Annotated in this window: 22 protein-coding genes; 2 read left to right on the top strand and 20 right to left on the bottom strand. The window is 32.9% G+C overall.

Features of this window, described 5'->3' with window-relative positions; all coding sequences use genetic code 11:
* Window positions 1-3 precede the first annotated feature (3 nt).
* From M3005_RS03390 to uvrC, 5 genes are all read right to left on the bottom strand, one after another.
* Window positions 4-522: an adenine phosphoribosyltransferase gene (locus M3005_RS03390; RefSeq protein ID WP_053950205.1), complete on the bottom strand. Its 519-nt coding sequence runs from the start codon at window positions 520-522 to the stop codon at window positions 4-6.
* A gap of 17 nt (window positions 523-539) precedes the next feature.
* Window positions 540-2,846 (bottom strand): single-stranded-DNA-specific exonuclease RecJ, encoded by a 2,307-nt coding sequence (recJ, locus tag M3005_RS03385; protein ID WP_293793679.1) that lies wholly within the window; start codon window positions 2,844-2,846, stop codon window positions 540-542.
* Window positions 2,847-2,860: 14 nt separating this feature from the next.
* Window positions 2,861-3,796: a ribonuclease Z gene (rnz, locus tag M3005_RS03380; protein WP_293793678.1), complete on the bottom strand. Its 936-nt coding sequence runs from the start codon at window positions 3,794-3,796 to the stop codon at window positions 2,861-2,863.
* An 87-nt stretch (window positions 3,797-3,883) separates the two neighbouring features.
* Window positions 3,884-5,176 (bottom strand): GTPase ObgE, encoded by a 1,293-nt coding sequence (obgE, locus tag M3005_RS03375; RefSeq protein WP_293793676.1) that lies wholly within the window; start codon window positions 5,174-5,176, stop codon window positions 3,884-3,886.
* Between the two features lie 74 nt (window positions 5,177-5,250).
* Window positions 5,251-7,038 (bottom strand): excinuclease ABC subunit UvrC, encoded by a 1,788-nt coding sequence (uvrC, locus tag M3005_RS03370; protein ID WP_293793674.1) that lies wholly within the window; start codon window positions 7,036-7,038, stop codon window positions 5,251-5,253.
* 81 nt (window positions 7,039-7,119) lie between these two features.
* Here uvrC and M3005_RS03365 point away from each other — a divergent pair, with 81 nt between their 5' ends.
* Window positions 7,120-7,260 (top strand): SPJ_0845 family protein, encoded by a 141-nt coding sequence (locus tag M3005_RS03365; protein ID WP_293793672.1) that lies wholly within the window; start codon window positions 7,120-7,122, stop codon window positions 7,258-7,260.
* Window positions 7,261-7,301: 41 nt separating this feature from the next.
* Here the strand turns inward: M3005_RS03365 and M3005_RS03360 are convergent, their stop codons facing one another.
* From M3005_RS03360 to rpsO, 8 genes are all read right to left on the bottom strand, one after another.
* Window positions 7,302-7,577 (bottom strand): nucleoside triphosphate pyrophosphohydrolase family protein, encoded by a 276-nt coding sequence (locus M3005_RS03360; protein ID WP_293793670.1) that lies wholly within the window; start codon window positions 7,575-7,577, stop codon window positions 7,302-7,304.
* Window positions 7,578-8,168 carry a ribosome biogenesis GTP-binding protein YihA/YsxC gene (gene yihA / locus M3005_RS03355; RefSeq protein WP_293793668.1) on the bottom strand — a complete coding sequence of 197 codons (591 nt, stop codon included), beginning with the start codon at window positions 8,166-8,168 and terminating at the stop codon, window positions 7,578-7,580. It abuts the gene before it with no gap.
* Between the two features lie 147 nt (window positions 8,169-8,315).
* Window positions 8,316-9,548 (bottom strand): ATP-dependent Clp protease ATP-binding subunit ClpX, encoded by a 1,233-nt coding sequence (clpX, locus tag M3005_RS03350; protein WP_293793666.1) that lies wholly within the window; start codon window positions 9,546-9,548, stop codon window positions 8,316-8,318.
* A 140-nt stretch (window positions 9,549-9,688) separates the two neighbouring features.
* On the bottom strand, window positions 9,689-10,993 hold the full coding sequence (tig, locus tag M3005_RS03345) for a trigger factor (RefSeq protein ID WP_293793665.1): 1,305 nt from the start codon (window positions 10,991-10,993) through the stop codon (window positions 9,689-9,691).
* 165 nt (window positions 10,994-11,158) lie between these two features.
* A complete protein-coding gene (tuf, locus tag M3005_RS03340; protein ID WP_053950214.1) occupies window positions 11,159-12,346 on the bottom strand; it encodes an elongation factor Tu in 1,188 nt (395 codons plus the stop codon).
* A 180-nt stretch (window positions 12,347-12,526) separates the two neighbouring features.
* Window positions 12,527-13,441 carry a hypothetical protein gene (locus M3005_RS03335; RefSeq protein ID WP_293793663.1) on the bottom strand — a complete coding sequence of 305 codons (915 nt, stop codon included), beginning with the start codon at window positions 13,439-13,441 and terminating at the stop codon, window positions 12,527-12,529.
* A 25-nt stretch (window positions 13,442-13,466) separates the two neighbouring features.
* Window positions 13,467-15,158 carry a ribonuclease J gene (locus tag M3005_RS03330; RefSeq protein ID WP_293793661.1) on the bottom strand — a complete coding sequence of 564 codons (1,692 nt, stop codon included), beginning with the start codon at window positions 15,156-15,158 and terminating at the stop codon, window positions 13,467-13,469.
* 164 nt (window positions 15,159-15,322) lie between these two features.
* Window positions 15,323-15,592, bottom strand: a complete 270-nt coding sequence (gene rpsO / locus M3005_RS03325) for a 30S ribosomal protein S15 (RefSeq protein WP_034531743.1) — start codon at window positions 15,590-15,592, stop codon at window positions 15,323-15,325.
* A 270-nt stretch (window positions 15,593-15,862) separates the two neighbouring features.
* Between rpsO and rpsT the strand changes: the two genes are divergently transcribed.
* Window positions 15,863-16,111 (top strand): 30S ribosomal protein S20, encoded by a 249-nt coding sequence (gene rpsT / locus M3005_RS03320; protein WP_053950217.1) that lies wholly within the window; start codon window positions 15,863-15,865, stop codon window positions 16,109-16,111.
* 70 nt (window positions 16,112-16,181) lie between these two features.
* On the opposite strand, the gene holA is transcribed toward rpsT, so the two are convergent.
* The 7 genes from holA to rsmD all read right to left on the bottom strand — a co-directional run bounded on the left by holA (window position 16,182) and on the right by rsmD (window position 22,759).
* Complete coding sequence (gene holA, locus M3005_RS03315) at window positions 16,182-17,210, bottom strand: DNA polymerase III subunit delta (protein WP_293793653.1); 1,029 nt, start codon at window positions 17,208-17,210, stop codon at window positions 16,182-16,184.
* Complete coding sequence (locus M3005_RS03310) at window positions 17,207-19,330, bottom strand: DNA internalization-related competence protein ComEC/Rec2 (RefSeq protein WP_293793651.1); 2,124 nt, start codon at window positions 19,328-19,330, stop codon at window positions 17,207-17,209. Before M3005_RS03310 ends, holA begins: the two co-directional genes overlap by 4 nt.
* Before the next feature lie 90 nt (window positions 19,331-19,420).
* On the bottom strand, window positions 19,421-19,900 hold the full coding sequence (locus tag M3005_RS03305; protein WP_053950220.1) for a ComE operon protein 2: 480 nt from the start codon (window positions 19,898-19,900) through the stop codon (window positions 19,421-19,423).
* Window positions 19,901-19,949: 49 nt separating this feature from the next.
* Window positions 19,950-20,615 (bottom strand): ComEA family DNA-binding protein, encoded by a 666-nt coding sequence (locus M3005_RS03300; RefSeq protein WP_293793650.1) that lies wholly within the window; start codon window positions 20,613-20,615, stop codon window positions 19,950-19,952.
* A 49-nt stretch (window positions 20,616-20,664) separates the two neighbouring features.
* Window positions 20,665-21,720 carry a SepM family pheromone-processing serine protease gene (locus M3005_RS03295; protein ID WP_293793649.1) on the bottom strand — a complete coding sequence of 352 codons (1,056 nt, stop codon included), beginning with the start codon at window positions 21,718-21,720 and terminating at the stop codon, window positions 20,665-20,667.
* A gap of 2 nt (window positions 21,721-21,722) precedes the next feature.
* Window positions 21,723-22,199 carry a pantetheine-phosphate adenylyltransferase gene (coaD, locus tag M3005_RS03290; RefSeq protein WP_293793647.1) on the bottom strand — a complete coding sequence of 159 codons (477 nt, stop codon included), beginning with the start codon at window positions 22,197-22,199 and terminating at the stop codon, window positions 21,723-21,725.
* 5 nt (window positions 22,200-22,204) lie between these two features.
* Window positions 22,205-22,759 (bottom strand): 16S rRNA (guanine(966)-N(2))-methyltransferase RsmD, encoded by a 555-nt coding sequence (gene rsmD, locus M3005_RS03285; RefSeq protein ID WP_293793645.1) that lies wholly within the window; start codon window positions 22,757-22,759, stop codon window positions 22,205-22,207.
* Window positions 22,760-22,764: the final 5 nt, after the last annotated feature.

Genomic DNA, 22,764 nt, shown 5'->3' with positions numbered 1-22,764 from the left:
TAATTAGTATTTTAATAAACTAAGAATATCGTAATCCTTAATCTTTTCTCGTCCTTTAAGCGCTTCAATTTCCACGATGAAGGCAGCTCCAACGACGATCCCGCCAAGTTGTTCTACTAACTTAATTGTTGCTTCGATGGTTCCACCAGTAGCTAGTAAATCATCAGTAATTAATACTCTTTGTCCTGGCTTTACAGCATCGGAGTGAAGGTATAATGAAGATTTACCGTATTCTAGTCCATATGAAGCGCTCACAGTTTCACCTGGTAGCTTACCTTTCTTTCTAGCAGGAACAAATCCAATTCCTAAATCATAGGCCACTGGACAACCAACAATAAATCCTCTAGCTTCAGGGCCAACAATTAAATCAACTTTCTTTTCTTTAGCATATTTAACAATTTCATCAGTTGCTTGATGATATGCTTGTCCATCTTCCATCAATGGTGAGATATCTCTAAATAATACCCCAGGTTCTGGAAAATCTTGATAACTTGCTATATAGTCATGCAAATCAAGTGCCATTAGTTAATAACTTCCTTTCATTTACCCAAACAAATTCGAATAGCTTGTTTAAACTTTTCCCTACTAATAGCTAAAAGTTGCTTTTCAACTTCAATTTGTTTTTCTCGAGACTGGTAAGCGTGACTACTTGATAAATCACTTTTTACCAGATCAGGATTATAGTTCATAATTCCATTGTCAATGAAAACAAAATCTAACTCACTAAATACATTAATCATAAATATTAGGTTTTGAAGATCAATATTCAACTTCTTACTAATTTCATTGATATTATCATGTATTTTAATATCATTGTTCATCATAACGAACTTAAATAGTTTAGCATATTGCGCTCTATTTGGCATCCCTTTTGAACCAATATAATTATTTTTAAACAGGTAAAAGGTTAACGATTCACTACTAATTTTAGCTAATAAATCTTCTAAAATGCCCGGTTCATCAGGACAATCAACTACTATTATATTATCAAATTTATCAATTGAAGACAAATCAGGGTATAAACAAGCTGCTGATTCGTCATTTATAATACTGCCCAATTTATCAAATAATTTCGCATTAAAAAATACATAACCAGCGGCTGGCTCGAACATTTCTTTAGCAATCACACGCGTTCTTTTATCGATTATTTGAACTCCGCTGCTGTACATATCATCTAGCATTACTTGAATAGTGGTTCTTCCCTTCCAAGTATTCTTTTCTAAATGTCCAGCAATCTTCATGTCATCAAAATTAGCACTTAATTCATCAGCCAAAGCACCATTTTTAAATGCTAAAACATTCACCTTACTGCCGCTATCTACCATTTGAAAACGCAAATGACTATTGTCTTGTCCCATGGTCTTAATATTGGCAACCATTTGAGGATTAAATTCAAAAATTGGATATTCGTTATCTGTTCCAAACGGAGCTAATAATTGTAATTGATTAAATAGTTCTTCATTCACTTGAGAACAGTTTAATATGTTCGATATTTTTAGTGTTGGTTTCGCGATTTTATCTAAATTATGAGTTTCTGCAAATTGATCTAAATGATTAATCAAAACATCAACTTTAGATTCTTCAACGCTTAATCCAACGGCCATTTCGTGTCCACCAAATGAAACTAATCCATCTCTTATTCCGTTGATAGCTTCAAACAAGTTAAATCCTTCGATACTTCTCCCAGAGCCTTTTAAAATTCTGGTTGTTGTATCTAAGTTCATAACAATACTAGGCTTTTGGAACTTTTCTACTAACTTATTAGCTACTATTCCAACTACCCCTTCATGCCAATTTTGACCATAAACAACAATAACTCGACTGTCTGGCTGTGTTTGAGCTTGAATTATCGCTTCTGTACTTATATCTTCAACAAATTTTTTACGCTTTTTATTTTGTTCATCAGTTTCTCTTGCCAGTTCTTCTGCTTGAACATCATCAAAGGTAGTTAATAGTTCAACACCAGATTTAGCGCTACCCATTCTACCTAATGCGTTTAAGCGTGGTCCTAAACCAAATCCAATACTTTGTTCGTTAAGTTCACCTTTCAATCCCGCAAGTTTTGCTAAGCTTGCCAATCCAGGTCTTTCAGTATTTTCAATCATCTTAAGACCAAATTTTACCAGCACTCTATTTTCATCAGTTAAAGAAACTATATCAGCAATTGTTCCAATAGCTGCTAAATCAAAGTACTCCTCTGGTAGTTCGTCCAATAGTGCTGTTGCAACTTTAAAAGCTACCCCAACACCAGAAAATTCTCCAAATGGATATTCATGTCCAGGGTATCTGGCATGCACAATTGCATATGCATTAGGAAGTTTTTCAGGTAATTGATGATGATCAGTGATAATAACGTCACAATTCATTTTATTTGCTACATCAATAGATTCATTTCCAGAAATCCCATTATCAACGGTAACAATTAATGTTGTTCCCTCATTGATAATTCTTTTATAAACATCTGGGTTAGGTCCATATCCGTCTGTAAAACGATTAGGAACAAAGAACTCAACATTAGCGCCAATATTAAGTAATGTTTCGTACATCACAGATGTACTTGTTATTCCATCGGCATCATAATCACCATAAACAGTAATTTTTTCACCATTTTCAACAGCTTGATTAATTCTTTCACACGCTTTTTGCATGTCGTGAAATAAAAAAGGATCCCTTAATTGATCTAAGCTTGGATTTAAAAAATCCCTTATCTTCTCAATCGAATCATAGCCACGTTGAATTAACATTTCAACAATAGAATCGTTGATAGATAATTTTTTCGCAAATTCTTTTGCTTCAGAAGATATTTCATTGCTTTTATATTGCCAATTAAAATTTGCTGAAATCATTAAATCAATCCTTTTTAGTTAAGTTTTTTAAACGGAATTTCTACCACATCAAAATCTTTTACAACCCTTGTATTTTCAAAAACGCTACGCGCTTGATTTTGTAATTCATGAGCCATCTTGCCTGTATATCTAGCTGACACATGGGTTAATAGTAATTTACCAACATTGGCCTTAGTTGCTAATTTAGCAGCTTGCATATTTGTAGAATGATAATAGTTGTGAGCTAATCTACTTTCACCTTTGCCAAACGTACTTTCATGCACTAAAACATCAGCATCTTGAGCTAAATTGTAACTGGTAGGATTGCTTCTAGTATCTCCGATAATGGTTACTGTTCTTCCTTTTTGTGATGGTCCGATAAAGTCTTGACCATTAATAGTTCTACCGTCATCTAAAGTGACAGTTTCACCATTTTTAATTTTTCCATATACAGGTCCAGACGGAATACTTGCTTCTTTTAACTTATCAACAAGTAATTCACCTTGGTGGTCTTTTTCTTCAATTCTAAATCCAAAACATTTAATTTGATGATCTAATTCACCCATCACTACCTTGAACTTATCGTCTTCAAAAATTGTTCCTGGAGTAGACAATTCTTCAAAGTTAATTTTGTATGAAAGCTTAGATTGAGATACTGCTAAACTAACTCTAACAAAATCTGCAATTCCCTTAGGTCCATAAATGGTTAATGGTGTATCTCCACCTTGAAATGATCGTGAACTTAATAGTCCCGGTAAACCAAAAATATGATCACCATGTAAATGTGTAATAAAAATTTTATTAATCTTTCTGGGCTTTAGGTTGGATCTCAAAATTTGTTGTTGTGTTCCTTCACCACAGTCAAATAACCATACTGAATTACATTCGTCTAATAGTTTTAAAGCAGTTGCTGCCACATTTCTAAATTTTCCTGGAACTCCTGAACCAGTACCTAAAAATTCTAATTGCATAAAAATATTTTCCTTTTCTTTTTCGTCAATAAATCCTAATTAAATTGTAGCACATAAAAAAAGACGGGTTCACCCCATCTATTTTTATTAGTCAACAAATGTAAAAGTAAAGTCTAAAATAGCGACTAAATCACCGTCTTTAGCTCCAGCTTCTCTAAGTGCTTCATCAACACCCATTCCTTTAAGCTGTCTTGCAAAGCGCAACATACTTTGATCATGTGTTGTATCAGTCATTTGGAATAATCTTTCAATCTTGTTACCAGATAATACCCAAACGTCATCTTCATCCCTACTAATTGTAAATGGTGCTTCTTCATCAGCAGCATTGTATTGAACTTCTTCGTCCACTTCTTCAACATCAGTAATTGGGAACTTAGGTGTTGTTTCTAGCAAGTCAGATGTCTTACTAATTAGTTCAGTTAACCCAGCATGGGTAACAGATGAAATTGCCAACACTTCATGTGCTAATTCATCATTTTCAATTTGTTTCTTAAATTCTTCCAGATTTTCTTGCGCATCTGGCATATCCATCTTAGTAGCGACAACAATTTGTGGTCGTTTTAGTAGATTTTCATCATATTTAGCTAGTTCTTCATTAATTTTTTGATAGTCAACATAAGGATCTCTACCTTCTTGTCCAGACATATCAACTAAATGTAAGATGACACGTGTTCTCTCAACGTGACGTAAGAATTGGAAACCTAAACCAATTCCAGATGATGCACCTTCAATTAGACCTGGTAAATCAGCGATTACAAAATCTCTTCCATCATCTAATCTTACCATCCCTAAGTTTGGCACTAACGTTGTAAAGTGATATTCAGCAACCTTAGGCTTTGAACTAGTAATAGTTGATAATAAAGTTGATTTACCAACTGATGGGAATCCAACTAAACCAACATCAGCTAATACTTTAAGTTCAAGTCTAACGTTTAGTTCTTCACCTGGTTCCCCGTTTTCAGCAATTTCAGGTGCTGAGTTTTTAGCAGAAGCAAAATGGGTATTTCCTCTTCCACCACGACCACCTTTTAGTGCAACATATTCATCATCAGGGTTAACTAAATCGAATAATAGTTGATTAGTGTCGTCGTTGTAGACAGATGTTCCTTCAGGTAAGTAAATATATAAATCATCGGCACTTTTACCTGTCATTCTCTTATTACCACCATCAGCACCATTTTTGGCAGCAAATTTTCTTTTGTATCTAAAGTCCATCAATGTGTTCATCCCTGTGTCCACACCAAAAATGATGTTTCCACCGCGGCCTCCATCTCCACCAGCTGGTCCACCGTTTGGAACATATTTTTCTCTTCTAAAGGCAACGATTCCGTTACCACCTTTTCCTGACTTTATGTTAATTTTTACTTGATCAACAAACATGTTATCTCCGCTCTATCTTTTATTTTATAACTATTAGTATAACTTTATTTTAAACGTCAGTAAACAGTCCATATTTACTTTTCAATATTATTTAGATAATATTTGATGTTTTTCACTGTTTGGTCACTTATTCCTAATGCCTTTAGTTCGTCAACTGATGCATCAGCAATTTTCTTCATTGTTTTAAACTTATTTAATAACTTAGTTCTGGTCTTTGGACCAACACCTTCAATATTATCTAATTCAGAACTTAATGAATGCTTAGTGTGTACTTGTCTATGGAAATTAATTGCAAATCTATGCACTTCATCCTGAATTCTTTGCACTAGATAAAACGCCTGGCTTTTTGGATTTAACGAGATATGTTCATCTAATTCTCCAAATAATAAATCAGCAGTCTTATGTTTATCATTCTTCACCATGCCAGCAACAGGTATCTCCAAACCAAGTTCATTTTCCAAAACATCTTTAACCGCATTTAACTGAATCTCTCCACCATCCATCAAAATCAAGTCTGGCATGTCAGCGTGCTCTTTTAAGAGTCTTGTATATCTTCTTCTTATAACTTCTTTCGTGCTGGCTGCTTCATCAGCATGGTCTTCGTTTTGTAATTTATATTTACGGTAAGCATTCTTATTGGGTTTACCATCAACAAATTGAACCATTGCCGATACAATATCCGCCCCTTGAATATGAGAGTGGTCAAATGCTTCAATCACATGTCCACGACTTATATTTAGGGCAGCACATAATTCATCCATTGCGCCCTTAGTCTTAATGTTATCTAGTTCCATTAATCTAAACTTTTCATCTAAGACTAATTTGGCGTTCTTTTCAGCCATGTCGATTAAGTCTTTCTTCTGTCCTCTTTGCGGAACTCTTACTGGAGTATCAATGGCTTCAGATATTAAATCAACATCCAATGAACTTGGTACTAATACTTCTCGCGGAGTTTGGTGATTCTCCTCTGAATAAAATTGACCAATAAAATCTTCCATTGTTTCAACTGGATCATCAACAATTGGAAAACTTCGCTTTACTCTTTTTAATAACCGAGCTTGTCTAATGAAGAATATTTGGATAGAAATCCATCCATGATTAACATAGTAATTAAATACATCTCGTGGTGTTGTATCGTTAGATATGATTTTTTGCTTTTCTACAGTGATTTCAATATATTTTAATTGATCTCTTATTTCTGCAGCTCTTTCGTATTGCATTTCTTCCGCTGCTGCTTTCATCTTTTTGGTTAACATTTTCTTAGCAATGCTAACGTCACCATTTAAAAATGACTTAATTTGCTTTATTTGTTTATCATATTCTGACTTAGGAACCTTTTTGAAGCAGGCTCCTAAACATTGTCCCATATGGTAATACAAACAAGGACGGTGTTGATATCCATTACATCTTCTAAGTGGATATACCTTTTGCAAAAAATGAAGCGTTTCATCAGCAGCATAGACGTTTGGATAAGGTCCGAAGTAATATCCACCGTCTTTTTTAATCGTGTTGACGATTTTTAATTGTGGATCCGTTTCATTAGTAATCTTAATATATGGATATCCGCCATTTCCCTGTTTTAATTGGATATTGTAGTATGGGCGGTGCTTTTGAATCAATGTAATTTCTAGAAGGAAAGCTTCTTTATCGTTAGTTGTGATAATGGTTTCAAAATCCCTGATCTCAGAAACTAATTTGGCAGTCTTTCCCTCATGACTACTCTTGAAGTATGAACGAACTCTATTTTTTAAGTTTTTGGCTTTTCCAACATAAATAATTTTCCCTAATTTATCTTTCATCAAATAACATCCAGGTAAATCAGGAAGTAAAGTTAGTTTATGCTCAATATGTGATGTGGCCAATTAAATCACCTCGTTCAAAAATCAATATGACAAATTCCGCTTAATTTGCTATTATATAGCTAAAATAAGGAGATGCATATTATGGGATTAAATATTCAACGTAATAACGATTTAAATGCAATGTTTGATAAGTTTGCTAAACTTGATACAAGCGATAAAAATCGTGATAAATTTCTTAAAAGAAAAGATAAAAAGACATCTGACAAGAAAAAAGATAAATAAACGTAAAGCAGGCTTCACAATATAAATTGTGAAGCCTCTTTTTATTTTTTCTTATTTAGGCGGGTAATATTAAATTCAGCAATTTCTTCGAATTCAATCTTATTCCATTCTGCTATTTGTGATAAATACCAAAGAACATCACCCATTTCTTTTACAAGTTGTTCTCTGTCTAAATTATCGCCATGAAATGTGTACTTTTTAACTAAATCAACAACTTGACCAGTTTCACTAGATAAACCTAGTGCACAGTTTGTTAAAACTTGTTCATTTCCATGTAGAGTCTTATTAGCCGCTTTTTGATATTCGTTAAATTCCACTTATTTTACCCCCGTTTTACTTTCAATCCAATTCCAAACTTCTTCTTTACCATACTTGCTTAAAGCAGAGAATAATTGAATTTCGTCTCCCTCTGCTAGATCAACAGTCTTATTTAGAACACTAATTTCTTTGTTCCATTTACTTTTTGGCGTTTTATCCATTTTAGTTGCCAATAATAGTGTTGGAATTTCATAGTATTTCAAGAATTCATACATTTGAATATCATCTTGACTAGGTTCACGTCGACCATCAATTAATAAAACAACCCCTCTAAGTTGTTTTCTTGTGGTTAAGTATGTTTCAATCATTTGTCCCCACTTAGCACGTTGCGCCTTAGAAATTTTGGCATAACCGTATCCTGGAATATCAACAAAAAATAATTTTTCATCAATATTGTAGAAATTAAGCGTTTGCGTCTTACCAGGTTTGTTAGATGTTCTTGCATATCCATTACGATTAATTAAAACATTGGTAAGTGATGACTTTCCAACGTTTGATCTTCCAACTAAAGCAATTTCAGGATATCCATTAGTTGGATATTGTTTTGGTTCAACCGCACTGATATCAATATTAACATTGTGTACGTCCATTTAATTCACTCGTTTCCTTTTTTGTATACATTAATTTTAACATAAAACAGCACTATTTAATAAAGACAATCCCATTAAATTATGGTTATTTTTCAATGTTAATAATAAAAGACCTTACAGAAATTAATCTGCAAGGTCTACTATTATTTAGGCTTTTTTAATGATGTTTGGTTCATCATTTTTTTGCACAGCATCCTTAGTAATGACCACTTTTTCAACATCGTCTTCACTTGGAATTTCATACATTACATCTCTCATAGTATCTTCCATGATTGATCTTAATCCACGAGCTCCAGTTTTTCTTTCGATCGCTGTATGTGCCATTTCCTTTAATGCATCTTCATCAAATTCTAAATCAACTCCATCAATTGACATTAACTTAACATATTGCTTAACCAATGCATTTTTAGGTTCTGTAAGGATTCTAACTAAATCATCTTCTGATAATTTGTTTAAAGCTGTTAAAATTGGTAATCTACCGATAAATTCTGGGATTAAACCAAATTGAAGTAAATCACTTGGGATAACATGTTGCATAATATTATCTTCGTTTACCTTTGCAGCTTCACTAGAATCAGTACCAAAACCAATAGTTTTATCACCTAGTCTGTGCTTAACGATATCTTGAATACCATCAAAAGCACCACCCACGATGAATAGGATATTCTTAGTATCAATTTGAATCATTTCTTGTTGAGGATGTTTTCTACCACCATTAGGTGGAACACTAGCAACAGTACCTTCTAAAATCTTTAGAAGCGCTTGTTGAACACCTTCACCTGAAACATCTCTTGTAATAGAAACATTTTCGGATTTCTTTGCAATCTTATCAATTTCATCAACATAAATGATTCCCTTTTCAGCTCTTTCAACATCAAAATCAGCATTTTGTAATAGTTTTAATAAGATGTTTTCTACATCTTCTCCAACATATCCTGCTTCAGTTAATGTAGTTGCATCAGCAATTGCAAAAGGTACATTTAAAATTCTTGCTAATGATTGTGCTAAATAAGTTTTACCAGAACCTGTAGGTCCAATAATTGAAATATTACTTTTTTGTAGTTCAGTATCATCTTCACTATCTAAATTATTTACACGTTTGTAGTGGTTGTATACTGCCACCGCTAATGTTTTCTTAGCTTCATCTTGACCAATAACATAGTCATTTAACTTAGCCACGATTTCTTTTGGACTAAGTGACTTGAAAGTAGTATCAGCATTTTCTTGAGCTAATTCTTCATCAACGATATCTTTACATAAATCAATACATTCATTACAAATGTACACGTCTGGTCCCGCGACGATTTTCTTTACTTGATCTTGTGATTTACCACAAAATGAACAAGTAATGGGGCCTTTTCCTTCACTATCTTCAAACAAATGCTTCACCCCTAATAATTACTATATTATATAAAATAATACCATATTATGGCCGGTCTTAACATTATAAAGTCTTTAAAACAAAAAGGTCCAATTAACATTTTGTTAATTGGACCTTTTGCATTAACAATTAAATTTAATTATTTGTTAATTTTTGACTTTGGTTCTTGTTTAGCATTGTCAGTGATTAACTTAACAGCATTTTGAATTGAAATATCATGTTTCAACATGTCTTCAGTTAATGCACCACGAACAGCTTCTTCCTTCATACCGTATTGAGCAGCTAAGTCTTTAACTTGTTGGTCAATTTCTTCGTTTGAAGGTTCGATGTTAGCATCCTTAACAATTGCTTCTAATACAAGGTTAGTCTTAACACGTTCTTCAGCACCGTTAGCAAATTGTTTCTTCAAATCATCTGGGTTAGTACCAGTTAGTTGGAAGTACATTTCTGCATTAATACCTTGTTGTTGCATACTTGCAAGGTATTGGTCCATTTGACGTTGGATATCTTCATCAATCATAGCTTGAGGAATATCCTTAACAGTAGCGTTAGCAACAGCACCCTTAATAGCTTCGTCTTCTACTTGAGTGTCGCCTTCAACCTTCTTTTGTTCTTTTAGTTGTTCTTTAATCTTGTTCTTTAGTTCTTCTAGACTATCAACATCTTCATCAACGTCTTTAGCAAATTCATCGTCTAGTTCAGGCATTTGTTTTTCCTTAACTTCGTGAATCTTAGTCTTGAAGATTGCTTCTTTAGCAGCTAATTCTTTAGCTTGGTAATCTTCTGGGAATGTTACCTTAACATCAACATCTTCACCAGCTTTGTGACCAACTAGTTGATCTTCGAAACCAGGAATGAATGAACCTGAACCTAGTTCTAGTGAGTAGTTAGTAGCTTGACCACCATCAAATTGTTTGTCGTCTACGTAACCATCAAAATCGATAACAACAGTGTCACCATTTGCAGCAGCTTTGTCTTCTTTAAGAACTAGTTCTGCTTGGTTTTTACGCATGTCTTCAATTTTAGCGTCTACATCTTTTTGGTAAACACGAGTGTTTGGTTTTTCAACTACGATTCCTTTGTATTCACCTAATTCAACATCAGGTTTAACTGAAACTTTAGCTTTTAAAACCCATGGTTTGTCTTTTTCTAAGCTATCAACATCAACTTCTGGTTGAGCAACTGGTTCGATACCAGCTTCTTTAATAGCTTCACTGTAAGCTTCTGGTAATAAAATGTTTAAAGCATCTTGGTATAGAGCTTCTTCACCATACATTTCATTAAAGATTTGACGTGAAACTTTTCCTTTACGGAAACCAGGAACAGTAATGTTGTTCTTGTTTTTGTTAAAGGCTTTGTCTAGACCTTCTTTTACTTTATCAACACTAATTTCGAATGTTAATTCTCCGTCGTTAGTGCCTTTTTTTTCCCATTTAGCTGACATTATTTTCCCTCCGAAATGAAAATATAATTTTTACAATTGTTCTTCTAATTGCGCACTTCTATATTTTAACGTAATGCAGGTTAAAAGTAAATAATTAAAGGTTTATCCGTAATTTTATGTACAAAAAAAGATTCAGATTAGATCTGAATCTTTTTTAATCAAATATTAGTCTTCGATGTCTGAAACAACACCGGCACCAACAGTGTGTCCACCTTCACGAACAGTGAACTTAGTTCCTTGTTCGATGGCAACTGGTTTAGTTAGTTCAACGTTGAATTCAACGTTATCACCAGGCATAACCATTTCAACACCTGCTTCTAGTTCGATAACACCAGTAACATCGGTAGTATGGAAGTAGAATTGTGGGCGGTAGTTTGAGAAGAATGGAGTATGACGTCCACCTTCTTCTTTACTTAGAGCATATACTTGAGCCTTGAACTTAGTGTGAGTCTTGATTGAACCTGGAGCAGCAATAACTTGTCCACGAACAACTTGTTCACGGTTAACACCACGAAGTAACATACCAACGTTATCTCCGGCTTCACCTTCGTCAAGAGTCTTACGGAACATTTCTAGACCAGTAACAGTAGTCTTTAGAACGTCTTCAACAAGACCGATGATTTCAACTTCATCACCAACAGCAACTGCACCACGGTCGATACGACCAGAAGCAACAGTACCACGACCAGTGATAGTAAATACATCTTCAACAGGCATTAGTAATGGTTTTGAAGCATCACGTTCTGGAGTTGGGATGTATTCGTCAACAACATCCATTAAGTGTAGGATAACGTCTTTTTGTTCTTGGTCGTCTTGTAGAGCCTTTAGAGCTGAACCACGAACAACTGGAATATCATCACCAGGGTAATCGTATTCTGAAAGTAATTCACGTACTTCCATTTCAACTAAGTCAACTAATTCATCATCGTCAACTAAGTCAGTCTTGTTTAAGAATACAACGATGTATTCAACACCAACTTGGCGAGCTAGAAGAATGTGTTCACGAGTTTGTGGCATAGGACCATCAGTTGCGGCAACAACAAGGATGGCACCATCCATTTGAGCGGCACCAGTGATCATGTTCTTAACGTAATCAGCATGTCCTGGGGCATCAATATGAGCGTAATGACGCTTTTCAGTTGAGTATTCAACGTGAGCAGTGTTGATTGTAATACCACGTTCACGTTCTTCTGGAGCAGCATCGATTTGAGCGTAATCAGAAGCGTCTGCTAGACCCTTTTCTGAAAGCACTTTAGTGATAGCTGCAGTTAAAGTAGTCTTACCATGATCAATATGGCCAATAGTACCAATATTTACATGGGGTTTTGTTCTTTCATAATGTTCTTTTGCCATTTATGAAAACCTCCTATAAATTTCGAAAGATTTACATTAACAAAGCTAATGTATTCTTTATGATTTATTATACTACATCTTCTCAAAAAGACAAAATCACAATATCAGTCTCAAGAAGAATTCCTTTAATATTATAGCCACTGTCTTTTTATTTGTAAATACATTTAATGACTTTTTATTTTATTTAATTAAACTAAATTCACGCTTAATAATTTCAATGTATTTTTGATAGTCATCTTCACCTGATAAATCATATTTTTCAGGTGTTAAATATGATTCCAATGACAGTCTATACCATCGTTTATAATCATAGATGATTTCGTCATTAAATGGATACATTAATATTGCTTGATGTTGGAAGTAACTTCCTAATAACATCATCTTTTCAGGATCACTCATGTAATCTTCCAATAATTTATTATGGATGTACTTATATGATTCCATTTCATCCAATGATTTAACATTAGATAACTCTACTTTTCGTGATGTTTTATCAATCCACAACATATCCACATTATCTTCACAGCCGACTTTTCTTAACGTGTCGATAACCTCTGATTTAATTATTGACTGGACAAACGGATCCATCAGAACAAATCTACTATACTTAACAAATTCTACATATGGCAGATGTTGTCCCGCTAAAAAGGCCTCTTTTTGCCAGTATAGAGTTTGTTTGTTACTAATATGATAATACTTTTGTGCTTGTTGTCTGACTGATTCAGCAGAATTCATTAAGATATCTTCTTCTGCTTTTTCAATTAAATTCATTCCAACATTAAAAAATAATTCTTCACTTTTAAGACTGACCACTATTTCTCTAGCTTTAATAAATTCATCATTCTTAATAAGTACTTTTAACATCAAAGCAAAATCTTTTTCATTCTTAATAAACGCGTTGGGAAACTCAATTACTTCTTTTTTAGCCTCAATATACTGTTTCAATTGAAAAAGAGATTGAACTAATAAAACTTCAATCTCTTCGTTTGGTTTAATTTCCAAGTAATCTTTGGCTTGATTAGCTGCTAATTGATATTTTCCATCACTAATATTTTTAGTAATTTTTTCTATCAATTGTGAATTGTCTTCATTCATCAAATCACTCCGAATTTATACCGATTTATTTTTGTGGACGCTTCTTTTTGTGGTGTTGGTTTACTTCCATGATAACTGGAAGAATTACAGGTCTTCTCTTAGTCTTATCGAATAAGAAATGGCTGATTTTTTCTCTAACTGATTGTTTCAAATGACTCCAATCAAATTCCTTATTATCAAGATTTAATTGAATTGTGTTAGAAACAATTTCAGCAGCTTCATTCATTAAATCTTTGTTGGACTTAACATAAATAAATCCTCTTGAAGTAATTTTAGGACGAGAGATAATGATTTTTTTCTTTCTATCGATAGTAACAACGACAATAAAGATTCCATCTTCAGATAAAACTTTTCTATCACGAAGAACAATATTACCGATGTCACCCACACCGATTCCATCAATCATTGTGTTTCCTGCTTCAACTGCATTACCATGATGGAACTTACTTCCATCATATTCAAGAACTTCACCCTTGCTAACAATTAGAACATTGTCATCAGAAATTCCCATGTTCATTGCAGCATTTCTACTTTCATTCATCATCATGTATTCTCCGCTAACTGGAATGAAGTATTCAGGTTTTAATAAACTGATTAACATTTGAATGTTTTCAGCACTTGCGTGGTCTGACATATTTAATTCATGTGAAATAACCTTAACAGTTCCATCCGCTTGATAGACCATGTCATCAGTTTTTGCCATAGCATTATCCATTGCTGGTGATGGTGAAGTAGCAACTAAAACAACATCGCCAGGTTCAATGTTGATGTTCTTTTCTTGTTGAGCAGCCATTCTTTGAATAACCTTAATAGGTTCACTGATTGGATTGCTTTCAAGTACAACAATTTGATCTCCATCAAGATTATCTAAATCTTTTACATCTTCGATTAATAAATCGTCTTCAGCAGTTACATATCCTAAATCCATTGCAATTTTAATCTTTGAATCTAAGTTATGACCAACGTATACTTTTCTTTCAGAATTCATCGCAGCATCAAAGATTTGTTGAATACGTAATAAGTTAGCTGAGTTAGCAGCAACAATCACACGACTCTTACTATCTTTAAATGTGTTCAAAATTGATTGTTCAACTTGAATTTCATTGGCCATTGGGAACGGATTGTCAGCATTTTGTGAGTCTGATAACAAAGCGATTACCTTTTTGCTTCCAACCTTAGCAATTGATCTGTAGTCAGTTGCAAAGCCATTTCTTAATGCTGGGTCAAACTTAAAATCCCCAGTGTATACAATTTGCCCTTCTTCAACAGATAAAGCAATTCCCATTGAATCTGGTACAGAGTGACTAGTTTTGAAAAAGTTAACAGTTACATCATCAAAGATGATTTCGCTTTTTTCATTAATAACATTGAAGTTATCAAACTTTTTAGATCTTTCGTTGTTTTTAACTTCATATTTGGCCATTTCTACAGTAAGTTTTGAACCAAACACAGGAACGTTAAATTCACTTACAAAATATGGTAAGGCTCCAATAGAATCCATATCACTATTTGATAGGAATACCCCAATGATTTTATCCTTGTTTTCTTTTAAGTAAGAAAAATCAGGAATAACAACATCAATTCCTAACATATCATTTTCTGGGTATTTTAAACCACAATCTAAAACATAAATGCCGTCATTAATTTCAACAGCATACAAATTCTTACCGCTTTCCCTTACTCCTCCTAAGGGAATAATTTTTACACTATTTTTCATGATTCACCTCATACTATATTTATGTACTTTTTATTATGAAATAGTTTAATTTCAATACGATCAAAATAACTAACTACAGTGTATCATACTTTTAAATTTATTTATAACTCTTAAATGTTTATGTATAAAAAAATGGGGCTGCTCATAAGCAGTCCCATTAGATATTAACGACGTAGACCTAAACTCTTGATTAAATCACGGTAACGTTGAACATCAGTGTTACGTAAGTATCTTAGTAAGTTACGACGGTGACCGATTTTCTTTAACAAACCACGTTGTGAATGAAAATCCTTCTTGTGTTCTTTCATGTGACCATTAATTTCATTAATGTCAGCAGTTAGTACAGCAATTTGTACTTCAGCAGAACCAGTATCACCATCATGTCTAGCATACTTCTTGATGATGTCGTTCTTTTCAGCTTGTGTTAGAGCCATTATGTTTCCCACCTTTCAAAATTGAATATACCAAATACTGAGTAAAGCGTCGATGAGAATAACGACAAAACTAAGTATAGGTACTGTAGTTCTAAACTACTTTATTAATAGTACTCTGATTGCTTTTAAATATCAAGGCAATCGTATAATTATTCGCCAAACTTTGGATTTATATAATTCTATTGCTTTTTTAAGTTGTATTTTGTATAATTAAAGGCGTTGAAATTTAAGGATTTTAAATAAAATTCGACTTTTTTGGAGGTGAATTTCATGCCTGTTATTAAATCTGCTATCGAACGTGTAAAAACTAATGAAAAAGCAAACAAACGTAACGCTTCTCAACTAAGCAAGATGAGAACTGCTGTTAAGAAGTTTGAAAAAGCTGATGTAAATGCTGACAACCGTGAAGAATTATTCAACAACGCTGTTAGCGCATTAGACCATGCTAAGTCAAAAGGCTTAATCAAAGCAAACACTGCTGCACGTAACAAATCACGTCTAGCTAAACTAAACAAATAAAAAACTCAGTTATTGCTGAGCTTTTTTTATTCAAAAAGGACATCCCTGCTATGGGATGTCCTTTTTTGTTTTAATTAATTTGATTATCAACAAATTTAAGCGTAAACATTTGGAATAGTAGTTCAGGAGATTCCTGTGTAGATTTCAATTTTGTTTCTAAATCCACCAAACCTAAATATGCATCACTTAATGACTTAAAGCTATATTTTCGTATATTTTGCATTGCTAGTTTTGCACGATAAGGATGAACCCCTAGTTTTGTAGCAATGTTACCTTGACTATAACCCTTATTAGCTAACCCCATCACTTGGATTAATAATCTAAATTGAGATATTAACGCTCCATTGATTTGTAATGGTTCTTGATCTTCTAGCAATAGATTACGATATAAATCGATAGCTTCCTTTGAATTCTTTTTCATTACTAAATTAATTAAGTCAAAGACATTTTGATCCAAAGATTTAGCTACTAGACTGTTAATTGCATCCATTGTAATCACTTTATCATTTTGACAATACAACAACAGCTTAGGAATTTCATTCATTGCTTTAGATAAATCGCCAGAAACCCTCTCAATGAAAGATTGTAATGTTGAATTTTCAATTTGATATCCAGCATTTTGAATAAAATTACTTACATATGTCGTAACTGCTTTTTCATCTATTTGACTAAAATCAATAAATTCAGCTGATTTCTTTAATTCTTTTGTTAATTTCTTTCTAGCATCTAATTTGTTATATGGTGCGATTATAACCATAATCGTACTATCAACAGGATGAGTAATATATTCTAAAAAACTGTCTAAGTCATGATCAACAGAATTCTTCGTATTATCACCTGTTAAAAAATATGGATTAGTGATGAACACAAGTCTTTTTTCACCAAAGAAAGGAAAAGATGCAGCATCTTCTACAGCCACAGCAACATTTTGACTTTCCATATCGTAACTAGCGAAGTTCATTGTTTTTTCTTCGTCAGGAATAATCTTATAAAATTCTTTTTTTAATTGTTCAATTAAGTATTCTTCTTGCCCCAATATTAAGTATATCGGTTTAAGATTATTATTCTTTATATCTTTTTTTACTTCGTTAACATTCATTGTACTTCTCCTTGCAGCTCAGTTATCCAGTGGCTGCCCAATAATCCATATCTATATGATATCATACCCTGATTTTGTGTGTTTAAGTATCCAATATGATTTAATTTTATCCTATCCAGCGTTTCCACATTAGGATGATGGTAACGATTATTTCTCCCAGCTGAAATAATCGCCATTTTCGGATGAATTGATTTTAAAAATTGGTTTGAACTAGAATTTTTACTACCGTGATGGCCCAGTTTTAAATAATCTGCTTTTAAGTTCTTATATTTATTTAAGATATCTAGTTCACCAGAAGAAGGTAAATCTCCCATAAATAACCACTTCTTATTATTCATTGTTGTTCCCAATACAATTGAATCATCATTAGATCCAGGTCCTGGTTTAAATGGATGATAAATATAAAAAGGAAAATCACTAACATGTTGACCCGCTAAAACCAGTTGCATTTTCGTTCTTTTCATATCTTTCTTGATTCTATCCATTAACTGCTTATTGTTTTGCATCCCTGATCCGACAATCAATCTTTTTACATGTAGCTCTGACAAGAAAGCACCAGCATCTCCTGTATGATCAAAATCTTGATGTGTAAAAACAAGATTGTCGATATGACTAATCCCTATACTTTTTAAATAATTAATGGATGTTTTCGGTGCTTGATAATGAATCGTATTTTGGTCGTTAAAATTTATTTTCCCACCAGTATCAATAACAGTTATTGAAGTGTTAAATGGTGTACGAACTAAAATGTTATCTCCTTGTCCGACATCAAAGAAAGAAACTTCTCCTTGGATGGGATAATGAATCCATATAAATGATCCTACGTATAAAAGAATTAACAATAATGTTTTCTTACTTTTGTAATTATCCAATACCAGTAAAGTAACCACAAATATGCATGTGGTCACTAATATATTCGGCTTACCAAATACAATTTCACCTGGTAAATTACCTACCAAGTTCAAACCATTATCAAACAACTTCAATCCCATTGCCACGAATCCGGCAATAATTTTAGTCAGTGGATATGTTACTAACGCTATCAATATTGATGGCATCACAACGATTGAAAAGATTGGAATCACTAAATAATTCGCGAACATAGTTAACATATGCCACTCATATAGTTTATAAATTACAAATGGCAAACTAACTAAATTCATCATAATGGTTTGCTTTATAGTGCTCATCCCACTGGTATATATAAGTGCAAATGCAAGTGCATAACTCAACTGGCTGCCGAACTGTGTCAACATCATTGGTTGAAGAAATAAATTAACCATCAATGTAATACTGTAAATATCTAATGATGTAATATTCCTTTTAAATAAAGAGAAAATCATTCCAATTTCCACTGATAAAATTGACCTTAATAGCCCGACAGAAGAACCAGCGATAATAAAATAAGTCGGTAAAAATAAACAAGTTATAACCAATCTAGTTTCTTTAGTTATTTTTAGCCTTTTTAATATCATTGATAATAATGAGACAATATAAAAAACATGGAGACCTGAAATACTGAACAAGTGAATTAATCCTAATGTTTTTACACCGGTTAACTCGTCGTTAAATGATGAATCCATCGATCCGAGAAATAAGCTTTTGGTATAAACATCTAACGGATTCGGTAATTGGTCTGCGAAATCCATCATCTGTTTTCTGAAGTAGTGCAACCATTCAATAATTTTATTACCATGAGAACTCTTAAATGATTTGATTCTATTGATAGCAAGCTTATTCATAACTCCTAAGCTCTTGTAATAGCTACTTGAATCAAACTGATTAAAATTACGTGGACCATCAATTTGAGTAATCTTTCCATCAACTTCAATTTCACATGCAGTAGATCTGTTTAGTAATCTTTTGTCATTTCCAAACGCTAAATACTTTTTATTTCCTTCCGTTGATTTAAAAATGCCATAGTATCCTTGCTTCGTTTTTTTTATTTCATCAGGATAAATAATCAACGTAGTACTAATTGATTTATCTTGTTCTACTAAATTATGTTTTAACGATAAATTAGTATAAATACATACAAAAACAAAAATAACCACTATTAAAGTGGTTATTTTACTTACGGTGATGATTTTTAATTTTAGAATTCTTATTATCCAAAACATTAATAAAATCAATCCTAGCCTTATATCACCAAAGAAAATAATACTTATTATGCCCATCATTACAGATGGAAAAATATATAAATTATCTATTTATTTTGGTAAATAAGAGCCAAATTCGATTTGTTTGATAGTTTCTTCATCCAAGGTAACTTGGTTCAATTCAACGTTATTTTGTTTAATTAATGAAACTGCATATTCATCATTATGGTAATTACGAAGGTAATTAATTTTAGTGATTCCCGCTTGAAGTAAAACCTTTGTGCATGGTAAGCATGGAAAATCAGTTACATATATTTCTGCTCCATCTGTGGATTCACCAAATTTAGCACACTGTGATATAGCGTTCATTTCAGCATGGATTGTTCTTAAACAATGTCCATCCCTCATATAACATCCTACATCTATACAGTGTTCATCTCCGGCGACTGAACCGTTATAACCACCCGCTATAATTCTCTTATCTCTTACAATTGTGGCACCCACAGATAGTCGATTACAAGTTCCTCTTGTGGACAAAAGAACTGCTTGTAACATGAAATATTGATCCCATGGAATTCGATGCTTTGTCATGATTAGATTCTCTCCCTTGTTAATCTATTGTTATATAGTATAACAAAAATTAGATTGTTAAAGAATCTTTTAATCTTTCGAAAGTTTTTTCACCAAAACCACTAATTTGTTTTATTTCATCAATAGAATGAAAACCGTTGTGTTGATTGCGATAGTCGATTATCTTTTGCGCCATTTTCTCGCCCACTCTATCTAATTTTTGCAGTTCCTCGGAATCCGCTTTATTTATATTAACCTTTTCCTCATCCTTAGGACTACTATCCATTAGGTTGTTTTTAGGAGCTTGACCAACCTTATAAACAATAATCATATCTTGATCAATTAACTGTTTTGCCAGATTAACTGCAGATTGATCAGCATCTTTTTTAAATCCACCGGCTTCTTTAATTAAATCAGTAACCCTACTGCCCGCTTTCATCTTGTATACACCGGGATTATTTACTTCACCTTTAATATCGATATACATTTTCTTTGTACTGTTAGTAGATTCAACAACGCTACTACTTTCTACACTCGTACTTTCGATTGATGCCGTATCATTTTGTACAATATTACTATCATTTTGTACAATATTACTATCATTTTGCCTAGTCAAAGCAACTACCAAAAATAGTCCTAAGCTAAAACATCCTAGTAGTAATCCAATCAATATTTTATATAAATGCTCATCAATTATTTCTTTTAAATGCGTTGAATATTCAATGATCTTATTCACCTTTTCCTCCCCTCCATATTTTTATGTACGAAAAAAGGATGTAAAATTTTTACATCCCTTTAATTTTAGCTAATTTATTTAGTGCATCTTTAAATGAGGTTACTGGAATAACTTTCATATTAGGTGCGTATTTTCTTGCTGTTTTTACTGCCATTTGATAATTAGTCATATGCTGATCTTCATATTTTAAAACTTCTTTGGTTGGCTTTACGTACGGAACCAAGAAATATTTTGCTCCAGCATCTCTAGCAGCGATGATTTTTTTATCGATTCCACCAATTTCACCAACATTACCTTGATCATCAATCGTTCCAGTTCCGGCAATGTTTTGCGATTTCCTTATATTCTTACCAGATAGTTGTTGATAGATTTGCAATGTAAACATCAATCCAGCAGATGGTCCCCCAACGGCACCTGGATTAACATTGATTGGCAACGATGTTGAAACCTGATTATCATCTTGTAAAATGATTCCAATTCCTGCTTTATCGGTTCCAGCAAGTTTGTAAAGTTTCTTGGTAATTTGAATTTCTTTTCCGTTTCTATAAACAGTCAGTGTCATCTTATCGCCAATTTTCTTAGTTTGAACATACTTTCTAAAGTCTGCTGAATTTTTAAATTGATGATGATTTAATGAAACAATTAAGTCGCCCACTTTAACGTGTTTATAAAAATTAGACTTAGAATCGACATCTAAAACATAAATGCCTCGATAAGATAAAGAAACCTCTTTATGAGCTGCTTTAAAAGCATTATATACTGCATTATTTATCGCACTTTCCATATAAATATTTTGCAGGTTAAGATAGCTTTGTTGGTCTTGGTTTCCAGTTACGTCACCAATACTTTCAATTTCTTCATGTGGATTAAACTTAGCTAGAAGATATGTAACAACAGAGGCCTGAGATTCACTAACAGTAGTAAACATAAACTTGCCTTTATATTTATCACTGTGATTTGGAATAGAGACCACATGTTTTAAATTAGGCGCTGTTCCAGGCCCTTCAATATAATTAGGTAATATTGGTAAATTAACTAATATTGATAATCCTATCAATACCCCTAATATGGAAAATATTTTAAGTTTTTTGTGTTTTCTAAACATTTTTATTTCATCTTCTTTTTTAGGGATTTTGAAACATTATCAGGTACAAATTCTGAAATATCTCCGTTAAAATGAGCTATTTCTTTAATTAAGCTGGATGAAACTGATTGATACTTAGGCTTTGTAATCAAAAATACTGACTCAATTGATTTATCTAAGTTATGATTCATTATTGCAATGGCACTTTCATTATTAAAATCAGATGAATTTCTTAATCCTCTGACAATTACCGTTGCCCCCATTTTTTTAGCTAGTTCAACGGTTAACCCTTCCGCCATCACAACAGTTACATTATCAAGATCTTTAATATTTTCTTCAATTAATTCAATCCTTTCTTCAAAAGAGAAAATACCATTTTTGCTTGTATTTTTGGCAACAGTCACCACTAGTTCATCAAACATTTTACTAGCACGCTTGATTAAATCTAAGTGACCATAGGTAATCGGATCAAAGCTCCCCGGAAATATTGCTTTTGTCACAGATATCACCCCTTATTTTTATAAATTGAAATAATAGTTATTCCATATTTCTTTTGCTTAATTAAACTAAACCCGTCCACATCGTCTTGAAGACTAACGTTATCATCGGTTTCACAGATTACAATTCCTGATTCACTAAGAAGACCATTACTTTTAATATACTCCAATTGTTCTACCATTTTTTGATCCTTATATGGTGGATCTAAAAATATAAAATCGAATTTAGTGTCGTCATTAGCAAATTTTTCTAACGCTAAATCTGAATCCATTTTATATACTTGAAAGCTATCTTTTTCCTTAGTCATCTCAACATTTTCTTTAATTGTTTTAATCGCTAAGTATTGGTGGTCAACCAATATAGCTTTCTCGATTCCTCTGGATACTGCTTCAATTGCCACAGAACCTGATCCAGCATATAAATCTAAAAAAGTCCCACCATTAAAAAATGGTCCAATCATGTTAAATAAAGATTCTTTTACCTTGTCAGTTGTTGGTCTAGTTTTACTACCAGGAACCGGTTTTAAACTACGGCTACCAAACTTTCCAGATACCACTCTCATTATAA

The sequence above is a fragment of the Apilactobacillus sp. genome, assembly GCF_025290035.1.
GTDB lineage: Bacteria > Bacillota > Bacilli > Lactobacillales > Lactobacillaceae > Apilactobacillus.
Note: the sequence above shows the minus strand (reverse complement) of the source record. Positions and strands in the feature narration are given on the sequence as shown.